Genomic DNA, 16342 nt, shown 5'->3' on the forward strand with positions numbered 1-16342 from the left:
TATATACAGTTATGCTGTGAGTATATACAGTCAAAGGCGATTTTGGAACCAAAAACTGCACAAAAAACCAGGGACTTAATTATTCCTCGAGGCTCATCGGAAATGTGACCAAAGCAGCGTGACCCAGGTGATAACGGCAGTGATAATCGCCAGCAACACGGCAGCAGAGCCCATGTCTTTTGCCCGGCCTGAAAGTTCGTGGAAATCAGAGCCGATACGATCCACAACGGCCTCAATAGCGCTATTCAGAATTTCCACTATCATCACCAACAATACGGATCCGATCAGAAGAACGCGCGTTATCGCATCAATATCAAGGAAACAGGCGATAATCACCGCGACAATCGCGGCGACGCCCTCCTGGCGGAAGGCCGCTTCGTTGACCCACGCGGCGCGAAAACCTTTCCAGGAGTAGCCAGCAGCTTTGATGATTCGGGTTAACCCAGTGGTATTATTGGCCATTAAAAGAACCTTTTTTAAAAAAGAGCGTCAGTAACAGGGGCCGTAGCGCGTTTCGCTACCGCCTGAAGTATGACGGGTAACAACAGAAATTTTGCGCGCTTTCTGTTATCCTTGCGCCGCAATTGCATTATTAACCAGAGGCTTTACATCGTTTATGTCCGGCTGGCCACGAATTTACTACAAATTACTTAATTTACCATTAAGCATCCTGGTAAAAAGCAAGTCTATCCCAGCAGAACCCGCGCTGGAATTGGGGCTCGATACGTCGCGTCCCATTATGTATGTTTTGCCTTATAACTCGAAGGCAGACTTACTGACGCTTCGCGCCCAGTGTCTGGCGCATGACTTACCTGACCCGCTTGAACCGCTGGAAGTTGACGGTACGCTGCTGCCGCGCTACGTGTTCATCCACGGTGGGCCGCGTGTGTTCACCTATTACACGCCAAAGGAAGAGTCCATCAAGCTGTTCCATGACTATCTCGACCTGCACCGCAGCAATCCTGACCTGGATGTGCAAATGGTACCGGTGTCGGTGATGTTTGGTCGCCGCCCGGGCCGCGAAAAAGGGGAAGAGAACCCACCGTTGCGCATGCTTAACGGCATCCAGAAGTTCTTTGCGGTCTCCTGGCTGGGACGCGACAGTTTCGTCCGTTTCTCCCCTTCCGTGTCGCTGCGTCGAATGGCGGACGAGCACGGCACCGACAAGATCATCGCGCAAAAACTGGCGCGCGTGGCGCGTATGCACTTCGCCCGTCAGCGCCTGGCTGCCGTCGGGCCACGTCTCCCGGCACGTCAGGATCTGTTCAACAAATTGTTGGCCTCCAAAGCGATTGCCCGCGCCGTTGAAGACGAAGCGCGCAGCAAGAAAATTTCGCATGAGAAAGCCCAGCAGAACGCCATTGCGCTGATGGAAGAGATCGCCGCGAACTTCTCTTACGAGATGATTCGCCTTTCCGACCGTATTCTCGGCTTTACCTGGAACCGCCTCTATCAGGGCATCAACGTTCATAATGCCGAGCGTGTACGTCAGCTGGCGCATGATGGCCATGAGATTGTCTATGTTCCCTGCCACCGCAGCCACATGGACTACCTGCTTCTGTCTTATGTGCTCTATCACCAGGGGCTGGTGCCGCCGCACATCGCTGCCGGGATTAACCTGAACTTCTGGCCAGCAGGCCCGATTTTCCGCCGCCTGGGTGCCTTCTTTATTCGTCGTACCTTCAAGGGCAACAAGCTCTACTCCACCGTATTCCGTGAATATCTGGGCGAGCTGTTCAGCCGTGGCTATTCCGTGGAGTACTTCGTGGAGGGCGGTCGTTCCCGTACCGGGCGTCTGCTCGATCCGAAAACCGGCACGCTGTCGATGACCATCCAGGCGATGCTGCGCGGAGGAACCCGTCCCATCACGCTGGTGCCAATCTACATTGGCTATGAGCACGTGATGGAAGTCGGAACTTACGCCAAAGAGCTGCGTGGGGCGACCAAAGAGAAAGAGAGCCTGCCGCAGATGCTGCGTGGCCTGAGCAAGTTACGCAACCTCGGCCAGGGCTACGTCAACTTTGGCGAGCCGATGCCGCTGATGACGTACCTGAACCACCACGTTCCGGAGTGGCGCGAGTCCATTGACCCTATCGAAGCGGTTCGTCCGGCCTGGCTGACGCCAACGGTCAATGGCATCGCCTCTGAGTTGATGGTGCGCATTAACAACGCCGGTGCGGCTAACGCCATGAACCTGTGCTGTACGGCGCTTCTGGCTTCACGTCAACGTTCGCTAACCCGTGAACAGCTGACAGAGCAGCTGGATTGCTATCTGGATATGATGCGCAACGTGCCGTATTCGGTTGATTCAACCGTGCCTTCTGCAACGGCCAGTGAGCTTATCGATCACGCGTTGCAGATGAACAAGTTCGAAGTCGAAAAAGACACCATCGGCGACATCATCATTCTGCCGCGCGAGCAGGCCGTGCTGATGACGTACTACCGCAACAACATCACCCACATGCTGATGCTGCCGTCGCTCATGGCGGCCATTATTACCCAGCATCGTCGCATCTCGCGCCAGGCGCTGTTGCACCACGTTGAGACACTCTACCCGATGCTGAAAGCGGAGCTGTTCCTGCGCTGGAGCAAAGACGAGCTGGCGGGCGTGCTGGATAAACTGACCGAAGAGCTGCGTCGTCAGGGGCTGATCACCGTGACGAATGACGAGCTGCACATCAATCCGTCACGCTCCCGTACCTTGCAGCTGCTGGCGGCCGGTGCGCGCGAAACGCTGCAGCGCTACGCCATTACGTTCTGGCTGCTGAGTGCGAACCCGTCCATCAACCGCGGTACGCTGGAGAAAGAGAGCCGGACGCTGGCACAACGCCTGTCCGTGCTGCACGGCATTAACGCGCCTGAATTCTTCGACAAAGCGGTCTTCAGCTCACTGGTTCTGACGCTTCGTGATGAAGGCTATATCAGTGATACGGGTGATGCCGAGCCGGAAGAGACGCTGAAGGTTTACCAGATGCTGGCAGAGCTGATCACCTCAGACGTGCGACTGACGATTGAGAGCGCCACGCAGGGCGAGTAACACAATGCCGGGTTATGACCCGGCCTGACGCCCTGGATAATAAAAAGGCCCGGTAAGCGCTAACGCTACCGGGCCTTATTTTTTGAGCGTTGTTAACGCATCGCGTTTAGCTCAATAGCGTAAACGCAATCATTCCGACAATCGCCCCTGTCGTGCCAAGGATGGTTTCCATCAGCGTCCAGGTTTTCAGGGTTTGCGCTTCGGTGGCACCGGTAAACTTACCGAACAGCCAGAAACCGGCATCGTTAACGTGAGAGACCACAATCGAACCACCCGCGATACAGACAGAGAGCGCAGCCATCTGTGCACCAGAGTAGTTGAGCTGTTCAATCACCGGCATCACCAGACCCACGGCGGTTAAACACGCCACGGTTGCGGAACCCTGGATGATACGCACCGCCGCCGCCAGCACGAAGCAGGTGACGGCAATCGGTAGCCCCATCCCGGTCAGCGCTTCGCCCAGCGCCGGGCCGACGCCAGAATCCACCAGCACCTGCTTAAACACGCCGCCGGCACCGATCACCAGCAGGATAATCCCCGCAGGCTGCAGCGCTGCACCGCAAATTTCCATCACCCGGTCTTTCGCCATTCCCTGACGCATCGCCAGGCCGTAAATCGCTACCAGACAGGCCACCAGGATCGCCGTGAACGGGTGACCAATAAACTCAAACCACTCATACGCGGTGGAGCCCACCGGCACAAAGCGCGCGGCGATGGTTTTCAGGCCCACGAGAACCAGCGGCAGCAGGATCAGCGACAGGCTGAAACCAAAGGAGGGCATTTTGCCTTCGCCCAGGTGCGGCTCGGTGACGTCATCCGGGATGTGCAGTTCAACGTAACGGCTGATGAAGTTGCCCCACAGCGGGCCGGCAATAATCATCCCCGGGATCGCCGCACACAGGCCAATCAGAATCATCCAGCCAAAGTCAGCATGCATCTGGGAGGCCAGCAGCATTGGCGCGGGCCCGGGTAGCAGAAACGCTGCCGCTGCCGCCACGCCCGCAAACAGCGGAATCACCAGCTTCACGAGGTTAGTGCCGGTATGGCGCGCCATAGAGAACGCCACGCTAATCAGCAGCACCACGGCAACCTCAAAGAACAGCGGCAGCGCGCAGATCAGCCCCGCCAGACCTATCGCATAGTGCGCGCGGCTGTGGCCGAAGGATTTCAGCATCTTGACGGCAATCTGGTCGACCGCGCCCGTCTCGTGCAAAATCTTGCCAAACATGGCGCCCAGCGCGACCACAATCGCCAGGAAGCCCAGCGTGCCACCCATCCCTTTTTCCATCGTCGCGGCGATCTTGTCGAGCGGCATACCGGAAAAGAGACCTGCACCAATAGAAACCACCATCAAAGCAACAAAAGCATGCATACGTGCCTTCATCACTAAAAACAGCAGCAGCAATACGGAACCCACTGCTGTCAAAACTAGCGTTAATGTACTCAAAACTTACTGCCTTTTATTAATGACCTCGATGGTGCTGGCAACAACACCCTCCAGTGACTGATCGATATCAACCACTAAGACGTCTTTCTCATCTTCACCCGGCTCCTGCAGCGCTTCGAACTGCGTCACCAGCATCTGCGTTTTGAAGAAGTGACCTTTACGCGCCTTCAGGCGGCTTTCAATCACCTCGAAGTCACCTTTCAGGTAGATGAACGAGAGGTTCGGATTGCCGTCACGCAGCAGATCGCGGTAGGTTTTTTTCAGCGCGGAGCAGACGATCAGGGAAACTTTGTTGGTGCGCTGCATGGCGAACGCGGCGTCATTCAGCGCCTGCAACCACGGTTTGCGGTCGTCATCGTTCAGCGGCTCGCCGGAAGCCATTTTCATGATGTTGCTGCGCGGATGGAGGAAGTCGCCATCAAGAAACGCAGCATGGAGTTGATGCGCCACTTCGCTGGCTACGGCTGATTTCCCGCTACCGGAAACGCCCATCAGGACGTAAACGTGGTGATCATGATTAGTCGTGCTCAAAGGGTGTCCCTCAGTCAATTGTTACGGGTAACAGTTATCGGTAACATTGTCCTGCCGGGGCAAAAGAGAAGCAATATCCAAACGTGCGCGAAGTGAATAAGTGTGAGCTACTTCAAATTTGTCGATTCAAATAGATCCACCCGGTGACAAGGTGAAACCTAAATCTAACATTTTCGGCGTAACCGTCTCACCCCGAATGCGCGCCAGCAGGCGTTCTGCACCAATGCGCCCCATGCGTTCACGCGGCGTCAGAACGCTCGCCAGACGCGGCTCCATCACCTGGCCAATGTCGTGGCCGTGGAAACCGGCGATGGCCATATCGTCAGGGATCTTCAGCCCCAGACGCTGGCACTCAAACGCCGCGCCGACCGCAAGGTCATCGTTGGTACAGAAAATACCGTCCAGTTGCGGATACTCGCGTCGTGCCTGACGCATTAGCTCAATACCCGAGGTGTAGGAAGAGGACTGCTCCACCATCACGCTGTACGGGGTTAAGTTTGCGTCGAGCATCGCCTGCTCGTATCCCTTCTGTTTGATGATAGTACGTTCATCCAGACGCGCACCCAGATAGGCGATATGACGATGTCCGCGGGCGATGATTGCCGCTGTCATCTGCCGCGCCGCTTCGAAGTTATCAAAGCCGACGGCGATATCGAGGCACGGCGACTGGCTGTCCATGAGCTCCACCACCGGAATACCGGCGACTTCAATCATCTTCAGCGTGCGGGGAGTGTGAGTACGTTCGGTTAAAATCAGGCCGTCGATGTTCCAGGAAAGCATCGATTCAAGACGCTCCTCTTCCAGTTCCGGCTTGTACCCGTAGTGGGCGAGCATGGTCTGGTAACCAAAGGCGTCGGTGACGCTTTCAATGCCGCGCAGCACTTCGGCAAACACCTGGTTGGTTAAAGAAGGCAGGAGGACGCCCACCGCACGGCTGGTCGCATTGGAGAGGATATCGGGCGCACGGTTGGGGATATAACCCAGTTCATCAAGGGCAGCAGCAATCTTGCCACGCAATGCCACGGAAACCTGCTCCGGGTTACGTAAAAAACGGCTGACCGTCATTTTGGTCACACCGACGCGATCGGCGACATCCTGAAGTACGGGGCGTTTCTTTTTCATCGTCCTGAGAAATCTTGAAGAGAGAGATTTGCTCAGTTTATCACGGACAAAGCCCATCCTTCCCCTGTCAAAGGGAAGGATGGGTATTTATTTATGTTTTATTACACCGGCGGCAGGTCAAACAGCAGAATTTCACTTTCGCTGTCGGCATGCACAGAGAGCGCCGGCTCATCCCAGACTGCCAGACCATCGGCGGTTGTCGCTTTCGTACCGTTGATGGAAACTTCACCTTTCACCACCTGGATCCAGACGCGGCGGTTAGCGGCAATCTGATGTACAGACTGTTCATCTTTCGCCAGCGCCCAGCGGTACAATTCCATATCCTGATGTACTTTCAGGGAACCGTCGCGCGCATCCGGGGACAGTACCAGCTGTTTGCCCTGTTTCGCGTCAAAGCGGCGCTGCTCATAGCGCGGCGTGATGCCGGTCTCTTCTGGAATGATCCAGATTTGATACAGGTGCAATTTTTCCGTTTTGCTCGGGTTGTACTCGGAGTGACGTACCCCGGTACCCGCGCTCATAATCTGGAACTCGCCCGCCGGAACCTGCTCTTTGTTGCCCATGCTGTCCTGGTGCTCCACCGCGCCTTCCAGCACATAGGTGAGGATTTCCATGTCTTTGTGCGGATGGGTACCGAAGCCCTGGCCTGCATCGATGACGTCATCGTTAATCACGCGCAGTGCGGAGAAGCCCATAAAATTCGGGTCGTAGTAGTCGGCAAACGAGAATGAATGCCATGAGTCCAGCCAGCCATGATTCGCGTGACCACGTTCGTTTGCTTTGCGTAAGTAGATCATTGTTTTCATCCTCAGTTCGTTTCGATGGAGTAAGTGTGGACGCAAACGGTCTGGGATCATAGAGGGTGAAAATTGACTCCTCTGTTCAAAAATTATGAACAAGCGCAGAGGAGCCATTTTTGCTTATTTCGCGAGGGTTACCGTGGCAGGAGAAGCCTGTTCAAAGGCCCGTTCAAGGATTTCAAGGTTGGTCAGAACGTCAGATTCCTTGACGTAATTCGGCGTGCCGCGAGTCAGGGTCGCAAACAGTGCGTCATAGACGCGGCCATAGTCGCCGGTTTTTGGCGTAAGCTCTTCTCGGACCGTCACCCCCTCAGCGTTGACGTACTCCAGCACGCCCACGGAATCATCCGCCGCAAAGCCCGGTTCACCCGGCATGATGTTGGCCTTCAGGCTGGTCTCCTGCTGGTCGATACCGTATTTGATAAACGAACCTTTGGTGCCGTGAACGATAAATTTCGGGTAGTCGATTTTCACCAGATGACTGGTCTTAACGATAGCTTTGAGGTCGCCGTAGAAGAGCTGCGCTTCAAAGGTATCATCCGGGTTGGCTTTGTTACGCAGGCTGCGAATGTCGTACGCCACGTGGTCAGGGCGACCAAACAGGGAGATGATCTGATCCATAGTATGGACGCCGAGACCGTAGAAGGAACCGTCCTGCGGCAGGCCGGGCTGGGTTTCCGCCACCGGACGGTAGTAGTCGAAGTGGCTTTCGATTTCCACGATCTCGCCCAGCTTGCCGCTCTCAATCGCTTTTTTCGCCGTCAGGAAGCAGCTGTCAAAGCGTCGGTTCTGATATGGCGTGACGGTCAGGCCCTTGCTTTTTGCCAGCGCGAATAGCGCCTTCGCTTCGGCGACAGTCGGGGTGAAGGGCTTTTCTACCAGCACGTTTTTGCCCGCTTCGAGCGCGCGTTTCGCATAGTCAAAATGGCTGTCGGCATGGGTACAGACGACGACCAGGTTAACCTGCGGGTCGCCCAGCACCTCATCCAGATCGCTGGTGAAATGAATATGGGAATACTGCGGGGATTGCTCTTCCGGCTTCGCGCGGCGACGGTAGATATGCGCCACATGCCAGCTGTCTTTACGGTTGAGGACATAGGGAAGGTGATAGCGGGTGGTGCTTTTACCAAATCCAATAAATGCGCAATGTAGTGTCATGGCTCACTCCTTTTGGAAGGTTACTGAGTCTAACCATAACAAAAAAAAAGCCAGCTAAAAGCTGGCTAAAGTAATACTGGAAGCAATGTGAGCAATGTCGTGCTTTCAGGTTCCCGTAGCGGTCCTCCTGAATGCAAAGCAATAATAATCATTCTCATTCGCACTTGTCCAATACTTTTTGCAAAAAATAGCGGTTGACTCAAATTTTAAACTCATTGATGTTGGAAGGGACATTTAACTGACTGAGGAACAAGGAATGAGTGAGATAGTGATACGCCATGCGGAACCGAAAGATTATGACGCCATTCGTCAGATCCACGCCCAGCCGGAGGTGTACCACAACACACTACAGGTTCCTCATCCCTCTGAGCAGATGTGGCAAGAACGGCTATCCGACCAGCCCGGCATCAAGCAGCTCGTCGCCTGCATAGACGGTCAAGTCGCCGGCCATCTGTGCATCGCCGTCGCGCAACGCCCGCGTCGCAGCCATGTGGCTGATTTTGGGATTTGTGTCGGCGCGCAGTGGCAAAACCGGGGCGTTGCCAGCGCGCTGATGCGCACCATGATTGATATGTGCGATAACTGGCTGCGCGTTGACCGCATTGAGCTGACGGTGTTTGTCGATAACGAACCGGCGATTGCAGTGTACAAAAAACACGGGTTCGAAATTGAAGGCACCGGCAAGCGCTATGCCCTGCGCAACGGTGAATATGTTGACGCGTATTATATGGCGAGAATGAAGTGACTTACTTCCCCCTCACCCTGACCCTCTCCCCATAGGAGAGAGGGAACGATTACACCCTCTCCCCTATGGGGAGAGGGCTGGGGTGAGGGGTAAAAATCAATACCCCGCCGTTAAATCATCCACCGAACGCGGGTCTGACGCGCCAAACAGCGCCCCGTCTGGTTCCACCATAATGCTCTGGGTACTGCCCATCGCCTCTTTCACCGCCACCTTCTGTCCGCGCTGCTCCAGCAGTTTAAGGGTGTCCGGGCTAAAGCCCTTCTCGACGCGCAGTTCATCCGGCAGCCACTGGTGATGGAAACGTGGCGCGTTGGTCGCTTCCGCGACGTTCATCCCAAAGTCGATACTGTTCACCACCATCTGCAGCACGGTGGTGATAATCCGGCTGCCGCCCGGACTGCCCGTCACCAGCCAGGTCTTACCGTCTTTCACCACGATAGTGGGCGACATGGACGACAGCGGGCGTTTCTTCGGCCCTACCGCGTTCGCATCGCCGCCGACCAGCCCGTAGACGTTCGGCACGCCCGGCTTGGCGGAGAAGTCGTCCATCTCGTTGTTGAGCAGAATGCCGCTGTTGCCCGCCACAATCCCGGTACCAAACGTGGTGTTGAGCGTATAGGTCACCGCGACAGCGTTACCGTCTTTATCCACCACCGAGAAGTGGGTGGTCTGGTTGCTCTCGTACGGTGCCAGCTTGCCGGGGCGGATCTCGCTCGACGGCTTCGCCTTATTGATATCAATCTGATCGGCAATGGATTTGGCATACGCCTTGTTGGTCAGCGCCTGCCACGGCACCTTCACGAAGTCCGGGTCGCCGAGGTACTCCGACCGGTCAGCGTAGGCGCGTTTCTCCGCTTCCGCCATTATCTGCATGGCATCCGCACTGCCGAAGCCGAACTTGTGCATATCAAAGTTTTCGAGAATGTTGAGGATCTGCACGATGTGAATGCCCCCGGAAGACGGCGGTGGCATGGAGAAAACTTCGTAGCCGCGATAGGTTCCGCTAATCGGCTCGCGCTCTACGGCTTTGTACTCCGCCAGATCCGCTTTGGTGATGAGCCCGCTGTTCTTTTGCATCTCTTGCGCAATCTGGTCGGCAATCGCCCCTTTGTAGAACGCGTCCGGACCGTGCTCCGCAATCAGCTCCAGGCTTTTGGCAAGGTTCTTCTGCACCAGCTTATCGCCCTTCTTCAGCGGTTCGCCGTCTTTCCAGAAGATAGCCTTACTGTTCTCGTGATGGGGAATGACTTCGCTGCCGTAGGTTTTGAGGTCATCGGCCAGGGCGTCATTCACGATAAAGCCTTCCCGCGCCAGTTTTATTGCAGGCTGCACCACTTTATTCAGCGGCATCGTGCCGTATTTTTCCAGCGCCAGCGAGAAGCCCGCAACGGTGCCCGGCGTGCCGGAGGCGAGATGTGACGTGAGGGATTTTTTACTGTCGGGGTTACCCTGATCGTCGAGGAACATATCGCGGGAAGCCTGAGCAGGCGCCATCTCGCGGAAGTCGATGGCGGTGGTTTTCCCGTCTTTGGTGCGCAGCATCATAAAGCCGCCACCGCCCAGGTTCCCTGCCTGCGGATGCGTCACCGCCAGCGCGTAGCCGACCGCCACCGCGGCATCCACCGCATTACCGCCCTGCTTAAGAATATCGACGCCCACTTTCGTTGCCAGCGCATCCACAGAGGCCACCATGCCATGCGTTGCCCGCACAGGATGAAAGACATCTTCCTCCACGCCGTAAGAGACCGGAGGCGCCGCTGGCGGGTTGGCCGCCACGCTAAATGTGCCGCCTGCCATCAGCGCAGCGATGGCGACCCAGCGCAAAAACGTTGGTTTCATCATTATTGTTCTCCAGGTGAAGGGATCCATATTCCCCGCTTAAGCCTGGTTCACAACTCCTAAAAAATCATCGTCATGGTGAAATCGGGGTAAACTTAAGAGAGACCTCAAGAGGAGGAAATGACAATGAAACGCTTGATGATTCTTACGGCGCTGATCCCGTTTGCCGCGCTCGCACAGCCACTTAATACGATGAATAACCCGAACCAGCAGGGTTACGTTATCCCGAGCCAGCAGCGTATGCAGACCGAGATGATGAGCCAGCAACAACAGCAAAAAGGGATGCTGAACCAGCAGCTAAGAACCCAGACCCAGCTGCAGCAGCAGAGTCTGCAAAATCAGATGAACGCCAACACCCAGCGCGTGCAGCAGGGCAAGGTCCGCGAGCAGCCGCTGCCCAATAAAAACGGCGGGATGTTAGGTGGCATGACGTCGTCAGGCAGCGGGCAGCAGCATATGCTGCCGCCGCAGTCGAATGGCAGTATGCTTAATCCGCAGAACTAAAGTCCGGACCGATCAGGTCAATCGCATCGGTACAGATGCAGTCCACGCCCCAGCGCAGCAGCTCAGCCGCACGCTGGGGTTTGTTGACGGTGTAGACCAGAATATGCAGCCCTTCCGCTTTCAACATCTTCACCCGCGCCTCATCCAGCAGCTTGTGGTTAAGGTGAATAGACACGCAGCCTAAACGCGTCGTCAGCTCGCGCCAGTCTTCACGCCACTCGTCCAGCAATAGCCCGCGCGGCAGCGCCGGTACGGCAGCCTGTGCGGCTTCCAGCGCGTCGATTTCAAACGAGGAGAGCAGCGGTGGCGTCATCCCTTCCCACAGCTCGCGCGCGGCAAGGGCAATCACTTTGCCCGTCAGCGGCCCGGTGCCGGTGGTCGGTTTAATTTCGATATTGGCCATCATGCCGTGCTGACGGCAGCGGTCGGCCACTTCCGCCAGCAGCGGCAGCGGCTCGCCCTTGAATTCGCCGCTGTACCAGCTTCCGGCGTCCACTTTCAGCAGATCGCGCCATGGCAGTTCACCCGCCACGCCCCAGCCGTTGCTGGTGCGCTCAAGGTTATCGTCGTGCAGCAGGAAAATTTCGCCGTCTTTTGACAGCTTAGCGTCGAACTCGATCATCGTGTGGCCGTAGCGCGCGCCAACATCAATTGCCGCCAGGGTGTTCTCCGGCGCCAGTTTACCGCCGCCCCGATGGGCGACGATGTGGGGATAAGGCCAGTTGCTCATACTCGTTGTCCTGTTTCACCGTCAAATAAGTGCAGGTGATTTTCCGGCAGATGCAGCCACAGCGTGCTGCCCGCTTTCGGGCGCTCCTGATGCGCAAGACGCACCACCATTTTTTGCTCGCCCCAGCGCCCGTGCGCGAGGTTATCCGCGCCCAGCATCTCCAGCGTGTCCATCACCAGCGGCACGCCGCCGTCCGCCTGTGAGGTTAAACCGATATGTTCCGGGCGGATACCGAGCGTCATCTTACGCCCGGCGTAGCCACGATAGTACCAGTTGATCGGCAATGCCATCCCGCTTTCCAGTTCAAAGTGCGTGCCCGAGTTGCTGATGCGGCCTTCAAGCAGGTTCATCGCCGGGCTGCCGATAAAACTCGCCACAAAGCGGGTAGCGGGCTTCTCATATACCTCCACCGGAGTACCAATCTGTTCGGCGATGCCTTTGTTCATCACCATCACCCGCTGGGCGAGGGTCATGGCTTCGACCTGATCGTGGGTAACGTACAGGGAGGTGGTTTTCAGACGACGATGCAGCTGCTGCAGCTCAAGACGCATCTGCACACGCAGCTTGGCGTCCAGGTTAGAGAGGGGTTCATCGAACAGGAACACCGCCGGATCGCGCACAATAGCGCGCCCCATCGCCACGCGCTGGCGCTGGCCGCCGGAGAGCTCGCGCGGACGGCGCTTCAGCAGGCCATCCAGCTCCAGAATACGCGCAGCCTCTTTCACGCGCTCCGCAATATGACCTTTGCCCATGCCGCGGATTTTCAGCCCCCAGGCCATGTTCTCTTCCACGCTCATGTGCGGGTACAGCGCATAGTTCTGGAACACCATCGCAATGCCGCGGTCTTTCGGCTCCATCTCGGTCACGCGCTGGCGGTCAATCCAGATATCGCCAGAGGTCACGCGCTCCAGCCCCGCCACCATGCGCAGCAGGGTGGATTTGCCGCAGCCGGATGGGCCGACCATGACGATGAATTCCCCGTCCGCCACGTCGAGCGTGAGCGGCTGGATCACCTGGGTTTTACCGTCCCAGCTTTTGGTTACTGCCTGAAGTTTTAAACCTGCCATCTTATTTCTCGCTATCGACCAGGCCGCGGACAAACGCGCGCTGCATGGCTAAAACAATGACTACGGGTGGGATAAGGGTGAGCAGCATCGCCGCCATCACCTGGTTCCAGAGGGTGGTGCCTTCGCCGGTGGCAATCATGCCTTTGATGCCCGCCACGGCAGTGCCGAGGTTGACATCCTGAATAATCAGCAGCGGCCACAGGTACTGGTTCCAGCCGTAGATAAAGGTGATCACAAACAGCGCCGCAAGGTTGGTTTTCGACAGCGGCAGCACGATGTCGCGGAAGAAGCGCATCGGTGAGGCGCCATCGATCCGCGCGGCTTCAATCAGCTCGTCCGGCAGGGTCATAAAGAACTGGCGGAACAGGAAGGTGGCCGTCGCCGAGGCCATCAACGGCAGGGTTAAGCCCGCATAGCTGTCCAGCAGCTTGAGGTTGGCGATCACTTCCACCGTCGGGAAGATACGTACCTCCACCGGCAGCATCAGGGTGAGGAAAATCATCCAAAAGAACAGGTTACGCAGCGGGAAGCGGAACCAGACGATGGCGAACGCCGAGAGCATCGACACCGTAATTTTGCCGACGGTGATGCCAAACGCCATGATGAAGCTGTTGAGCATCATCAGCCAGAACGGCGCGCTGTTGGCCCCCACGCCCTGGGTCCAGATGGTTTTCATGTTCTCGAACAAATGCGTGCCGGGGATCAGCGTCATCGGCGTGTCGAACACCGCTTTGGTGTCCAGCGTGGCGGCGACAAACGCCACGTACAGCGGGAACAGGATGACGATAATCCCTAAAATCAGCATGGTGTGGCTGAAAATCGTCAGCCCGCGACGGTTCTCAATCATTGGTAGCGCACCTTACTTTCAACATAGCGGAACTGCACCACTGTAAGGATGATGACGAGGAACATCAGCACGACGGACTGCGCGGCGGAGGCTGAGAGATCCAGCCCGGCGAAGCCTTCGCGGTAGATCTTATAAATCAGCGTGGTGGTCGCCTGCACCGGGCCGCCGGCGGTGGCGGCGTCGATCACCGGGAAGGTGTCGAAAAAGGCGTACACGAGGTTCACCACCAGCAGGAAAAAACTCACCGGGGCGATCAGCGGCAGTGACAGCCGGAAGAAGCGACGAATCGGCCCTGCGCCGTCAATCGCCGCGGCTTCCACCAGCGAACGGGGAATAGACTGCAGCGCGGCAAAGAAGAACAGGAAGTTGTAGCTGATCTGCTTCCACACCGAGGCAAACACCACCAGGAACATCGCCTGGCCGCTGTTCTGGGCGTGGTTCCAGTCGTAGCCAAACTCTGCCAGGAAATGGGTAATCAGCCCGCGACCGGGGTTAAACAGGAAGATCCACAGCACGGCGGCGACGGCAGGCGCCACGGCGTACGGCAGCAGCATCAGGGTCTGATACAGACGGCTGCCGCGCACGACATAATCTACCAGCGCGGCGAAGAACAACGAGGCGACAAGCCCGCTGACGGTGACCAGCGCGCTGAACTTCATCGTCGTCCAGAAGGAATCCAGGTAGTAGCTGTCATGGAACAGCGCGGTAAAGTTGTCCAGGCCAACAAACTGGCTGGATAGTCCGAAAGGATCAACGCTTTGTACCGAGTACCACAGCGCTTCGCCCGCAGGCCAGATAAAGAAGATAACGGTGATGACCAGCTGCGGCGCGACCAGAAGATAGGGCAGCCAGCGGGAACGAAACACCGGACGGGATGAGGACATTGAGATTGGGTTCCTGAACAATGCCGGGTGGCGGCTACGCCTTACCCGGCCTACAAAATAGCCCCCTCACCCCGGCCCTCTCCCCATAGGGGCGAGGGAGAAAAGACGGCTCCGTGCAGTCCCCTCTCCCCTTTGGGGAGAGGGTTAGGGTGAGGGGGATTAGTGTTAATTACGATTTGGTCGACTGCTCAAAGCGGCGCAGCAGCTGATTCCCGCGCTCTACCGCGGAATCCAGCGCCTGCTGTGGCGTTTTCTTCCCGGTCCACACGCTTTCCAGCTCTTCATCCACGATGGTGCGGATCTGCGGCATATTGCCCAGGCGCAGACCTTTGGTGAACGGCAACGGCGGCTTGTTCAGCATCTGGCGCGTCGCGATATCTGCGCCCGGGTTCTTGCTGTAGAAGCCCTGCTCGCGGGTCAGGTCATAGGCCGCTTTAGTGATCGGCAGATAGCCGGTCTTCTGGTGCCATTCGGCGGCGTTTTCCGGCTTCGCCAGGAAGTCGAGGAACTCGGCCACCCCTTTGTAGGTGCCCTTGTCTTTACCCTGCAACACCCACAGGCTTGCCCCGCCGATGATGGCGTTCTGCGGCGCGCCTTTCACGTCAGCGTCGTACGGCATCATGCCCACGCCGTAGTTGAATTTGGCGTAGTGGCGGATATCCGCCAGCGAGCCGGAAGAGGCGGTGGTAATGGCGCAGTCACCGTTGTAGAACTTCTCGGTGGATTCATCTTTACGCCCGAAGTAGCTGAAGTCGCCCTTCTTGTTGAGTTCTTCAAGCAGCGCGATGTGCTTCACCTGCTCTGGCTTGTTGAATTCCAGTACCGCATCGGTGCCGTCGAAGCCGTTATTTTTGGTGGCAACCGGCAGGCCGTGCCAGGCGCTGAAGTTTTCAATCTGGATCCAGCCCTGCCAGCCGCTGGCGTAGCCGCACTTCATCCCTGCCGCTTTCAGCTTCGCGGTATATTCAGCCAGATCCTGCCAGGTTTTTGGCGGCTGCTCCGGGTCTAAACCGGCTTTTTTGAAGGCATCTTTGTTGTAGTAGAGCACAGGCGTTGAGCTGTTAAACGGCTGAGACAGCAGATGACCGCTTTTGGAATCCGTGTAGTATCCCGCCACGGTTGGCACGAACCGGGATTCGTCGAAGTTGATACCCGCTTCTTTGAACACTTCATAGACCGGCTTGATGGCTTTCGAGGCCATCATGGTCGCAGTACCCACTTCATAAACCTGTAACAACGCAGGGGCGTTACCGGTACGGAAGGCGGCAATGCCGGCGCTCAGGCTCTGCTCGTAGTTCCCTTTGTACACCGGCACAATTTTGTAATCCGGATGGGTGTCGTTGAAACGCTGCGCCAGGGAGTCAACTTCTTTACCCAACTCCCCTTCCATGGAATGCCAGAACGGAATGGTCGTCACAGCCATTGCGTTCGTCGCAAAAGCCAGACCCAGTGCCAGACCCAAAGCTGTGTGTCGTAACGATGTCATTGTCATCTCTCTTATTGTGCCGGATGCGCGATATCACGCGTTTTATGCTCGCGAGGTAACATGACATGCTCGAATGACAGAAAAATAACTGTTTGTTTACAGATAAGTGACAACAAAAGGTCAGGGGGATGATGGTTGTGTGAAG

15 protein-coding genes are annotated in these 16342 nt (G+C 56.8%); 3 read left to right on the top strand and 12 right to left on the bottom strand.

The features are described 5' to 3' along the window. Window positions 1–93 precede the first annotated feature (93 nt). Window positions 94–462, bottom strand: coding sequence for a diacylglycerol kinase (locus GM298_RS18050; protein ID WP_025757829.1), 369 nt, complete (start codon window positions 460–462; stop codon window positions 94–96). Between the two features lie 154 nt (window positions 463–616). Here GM298_RS18050 and plsB point away from each other — a divergent pair, with 154 nt between their 5' ends. Continuing rightward, on the top strand, window positions 617–3037 hold the full coding sequence (plsB, locus tag GM298_RS18055; RefSeq protein WP_025757827.1) for a glycerol-3-phosphate 1-O-acyltransferase PlsB: 2421 nt from the start codon (window positions 617–619) through the stop codon (window positions 3035–3037). 106 nt (window positions 3038–3143) lie between these two features. On the opposite strand, the gene gntU is transcribed toward plsB, so the two are convergent. The 5 genes from gntU to GM298_RS18080 all read right to left on the bottom strand — a co-directional run bounded on the left by gntU (window position 3144) and on the right by GM298_RS18080 (window position 8095). Further along, a complete protein-coding gene (gene gntU, locus GM298_RS18060; protein ID WP_045285558.1) occupies window positions 3144–4484 on the bottom strand; it encodes a gluconate transporter in 1341 nt (446 codons plus the stop codon). A 3-nt stretch (window positions 4485–4487) separates the two neighbouring features. Then, the gene (gntK, locus tag GM298_RS18065; RefSeq protein ID WP_025757825.1) at window positions 4488–5015 is read right to left on the bottom strand and encodes a gluconokinase; all 528 of its coding nucleotides are present in this window, start codon (window positions 5013–5015) and stop codon (window positions 4488–4490) included. Window positions 5016–5141: 126 nt separating this feature from the next. Then, window positions 5142–6137 (bottom strand): gluconate operon transcriptional repressor GntR, encoded by a 996-nt coding sequence (gene gntR, locus GM298_RS18070; protein ID WP_025757824.1) that lies wholly within the window; start codon window positions 6135–6137, stop codon window positions 5142–5144. Window positions 6138–6238: 101 nt separating this feature from the next. Then, window positions 6239–6934: a pirin family protein gene (locus GM298_RS18075; protein ID WP_266154932.1), complete on the bottom strand. Its 696-nt coding sequence runs from the start codon at window positions 6932–6934 to the stop codon at window positions 6239–6241. Between the two features lie 123 nt (window positions 6935–7057). Then, window positions 7058–8095, bottom strand: a complete 1038-nt coding sequence (locus GM298_RS18080) for an oxidoreductase (protein WP_266154935.1) — start codon at window positions 8093–8095, stop codon at window positions 7058–7060. A 256-nt stretch (window positions 8096–8351) separates the two neighbouring features. On the opposite strand from GM298_RS18080, the gene yhhY reads away from it, so the two are divergent. Further along, entirely contained in the window at window positions 8352–8840 is a 489-nt protein-coding gene (yhhY, locus tag GM298_RS18085; protein ID WP_059386348.1) for an N-acetyltransferase, read from the top strand. A 96-nt stretch (window positions 8841–8936) separates the two neighbouring features. Here yhhY and ggt read toward each other — a convergent pair whose 3' ends face one another. Beyond that, complete coding sequence (ggt, locus tag GM298_RS18090; RefSeq protein ID WP_266154937.1) at window positions 8937–10682, bottom strand: gamma-glutamyltransferase; 1746 nt, start codon at window positions 10680–10682, stop codon at window positions 8937–8939. Window positions 10683–10805: 123 nt separating this feature from the next. Here ggt and GM298_RS18095 point away from each other — a divergent pair, with 123 nt between their 5' ends. Further along, a complete protein-coding gene (locus GM298_RS18095) occupies window positions 10806–11183 on the top strand; it encodes a DUF2756 family protein (protein ID WP_128339551.1) in 378 nt (125 codons plus the stop codon). Here GM298_RS18095 and ugpQ read toward each other — a convergent pair. From ugpQ to ugpB, 5 genes are all read right to left on the bottom strand, one after another. Beyond that, window positions 11167–11913 (bottom strand): glycerophosphodiester phosphodiesterase, encoded by a 747-nt coding sequence (gene ugpQ, locus GM298_RS18100; RefSeq protein ID WP_047957535.1) that lies wholly within the window; start codon window positions 11911–11913, stop codon window positions 11167–11169. The genes GM298_RS18095 and ugpQ overlap by 17 nt on opposite strands. After that, a complete protein-coding gene (locus tag GM298_RS18105; RefSeq protein WP_025757813.1) occupies window positions 11910–12980 on the bottom strand; it encodes a sn-glycerol-3-phosphate import ATP-binding protein UgpC in 1071 nt (356 codons plus the stop codon). The genes ugpQ and GM298_RS18105 overlap by 4 nt, the downstream gene beginning before the upstream one ends. A gap of 1 nt (window position 12981) precedes the next feature. Further along, window positions 12982–13827, bottom strand: coding sequence for a sn-glycerol-3-phosphate ABC transporter permease UgpE (gene ugpE, locus GM298_RS18110; protein WP_266154941.1), 846 nt, complete (start codon window positions 13825–13827; stop codon window positions 12982–12984). Further along, window positions 13824–14711 carry a sn-glycerol-3-phosphate ABC transporter permease UgpA gene (ugpA, locus tag GM298_RS18115; RefSeq protein ID WP_023618241.1) on the bottom strand — a complete coding sequence of 296 codons (888 nt, stop codon included), beginning with the start codon at window positions 14709–14711 and terminating at the stop codon, window positions 13824–13826. The genes ugpE and ugpA overlap by 4 nt, the downstream gene beginning before the upstream one ends. Window positions 14712–14880: 169 nt before the next feature. Then, window positions 14881–16197 carry a sn-glycerol-3-phosphate ABC transporter substrate-binding protein UgpB gene (ugpB, locus tag GM298_RS18120; RefSeq protein WP_126801570.1) on the bottom strand — a complete coding sequence of 439 codons (1317 nt, stop codon included), beginning with the start codon at window positions 16195–16197 and terminating at the stop codon, window positions 14881–14883. Between the last annotated feature and the right edge of the window lie 145 nt (window positions 16198–16342).

This window comes from Enterobacter sp. HSTU-ASh6, from assembly GCF_026319105.1.
GTDB lineage: Bacteria > Pseudomonadota > Gammaproteobacteria > Enterobacterales > Enterobacteriaceae > Enterobacter > Enterobacter sichuanensis.

What these genes read in the sequence shown, in the direction of transcription:
- yhhY (WP_059386348.1), top strand. Translation starts at nt 8,352, where the DNA reads ATGAGTGAGATAGTGATACGCCATGCGGAACCGAAAGATTATGACGCC.
- GM298_RS18050 (WP_025757829.1), bottom strand. Translation starts at nt 462, where the DNA reads ATGGCCAATAATACCACTGGGTTAACCCGAATCATCAAAGCTGCTGGC.
- ugpA (WP_023618241.1), bottom strand. Translation starts at nt 14,711, where the DNA reads ATGTCCTCATCCCGTCCGGTGTTTCGTTCCCGCTGGCTGCCCTATCTT.
- plsB (WP_025757827.1), top strand. Translation starts at nt 617, where the DNA reads ATGTCCGGCTGGCCACGAATTTACTACAAATTACTTAATTTACCATTA.
- ugpQ (WP_047957535.1), bottom strand. Translation starts at nt 11,913, where the DNA reads ATGAGCAACTGGCCTTATCCCCACATCGTCGCCCATCGGGGCGGCGGT.
- gntR (WP_025757824.1), bottom strand. Translation starts at nt 6,137, where the DNA reads ATGAAAAAGAAACGCCCCGTACTTCAGGATGTCGCCGATCGCGTCGGT.
- ggt (WP_266154937.1), bottom strand. Translation starts at nt 10,682, where the DNA reads ATGATGAAACCAACGTTTTTGCGCTGGGTCGCCATCGCTGCGCTGATG.
- GM298_RS18105 (WP_025757813.1), bottom strand. Translation starts at nt 12,980, where the DNA reads ATGGCAGGTTTAAAACTTCAGGCAGTAACCAAAAGCTGGGACGGTAAA.
- ugpE (WP_266154941.1), bottom strand. Translation starts at nt 13,827, where the DNA reads ATGATTGAGAACCGTCGCGGGCTGACGATTTTCAGCCACACCATGCTG.
- GM298_RS18095 (WP_128339551.1), top strand. Translation starts at nt 10,806, where the DNA reads ATGAAACGCTTGATGATTCTTACGGCGCTGATCCCGTTTGCCGCGCTC.
- GM298_RS18075 (WP_266154932.1), bottom strand. Translation starts at nt 6,934, where the DNA reads ATGATCTACTTACGCAAAGCAAACGAACGTGGTCACGCGAATCATGGC.
- ugpB (WP_126801570.1), bottom strand. Translation starts at nt 16,197, where the DNA reads ATGACATCGTTACGACACACAGCTTTGGGTCTGGCACTGGGTCTGGCT.
- GM298_RS18080 (WP_266154935.1), bottom strand. Translation starts at nt 8,095, where the DNA reads ATGACACTACATTGCGCATTTATTGGATTTGGTAAAAGCACCACCCGC.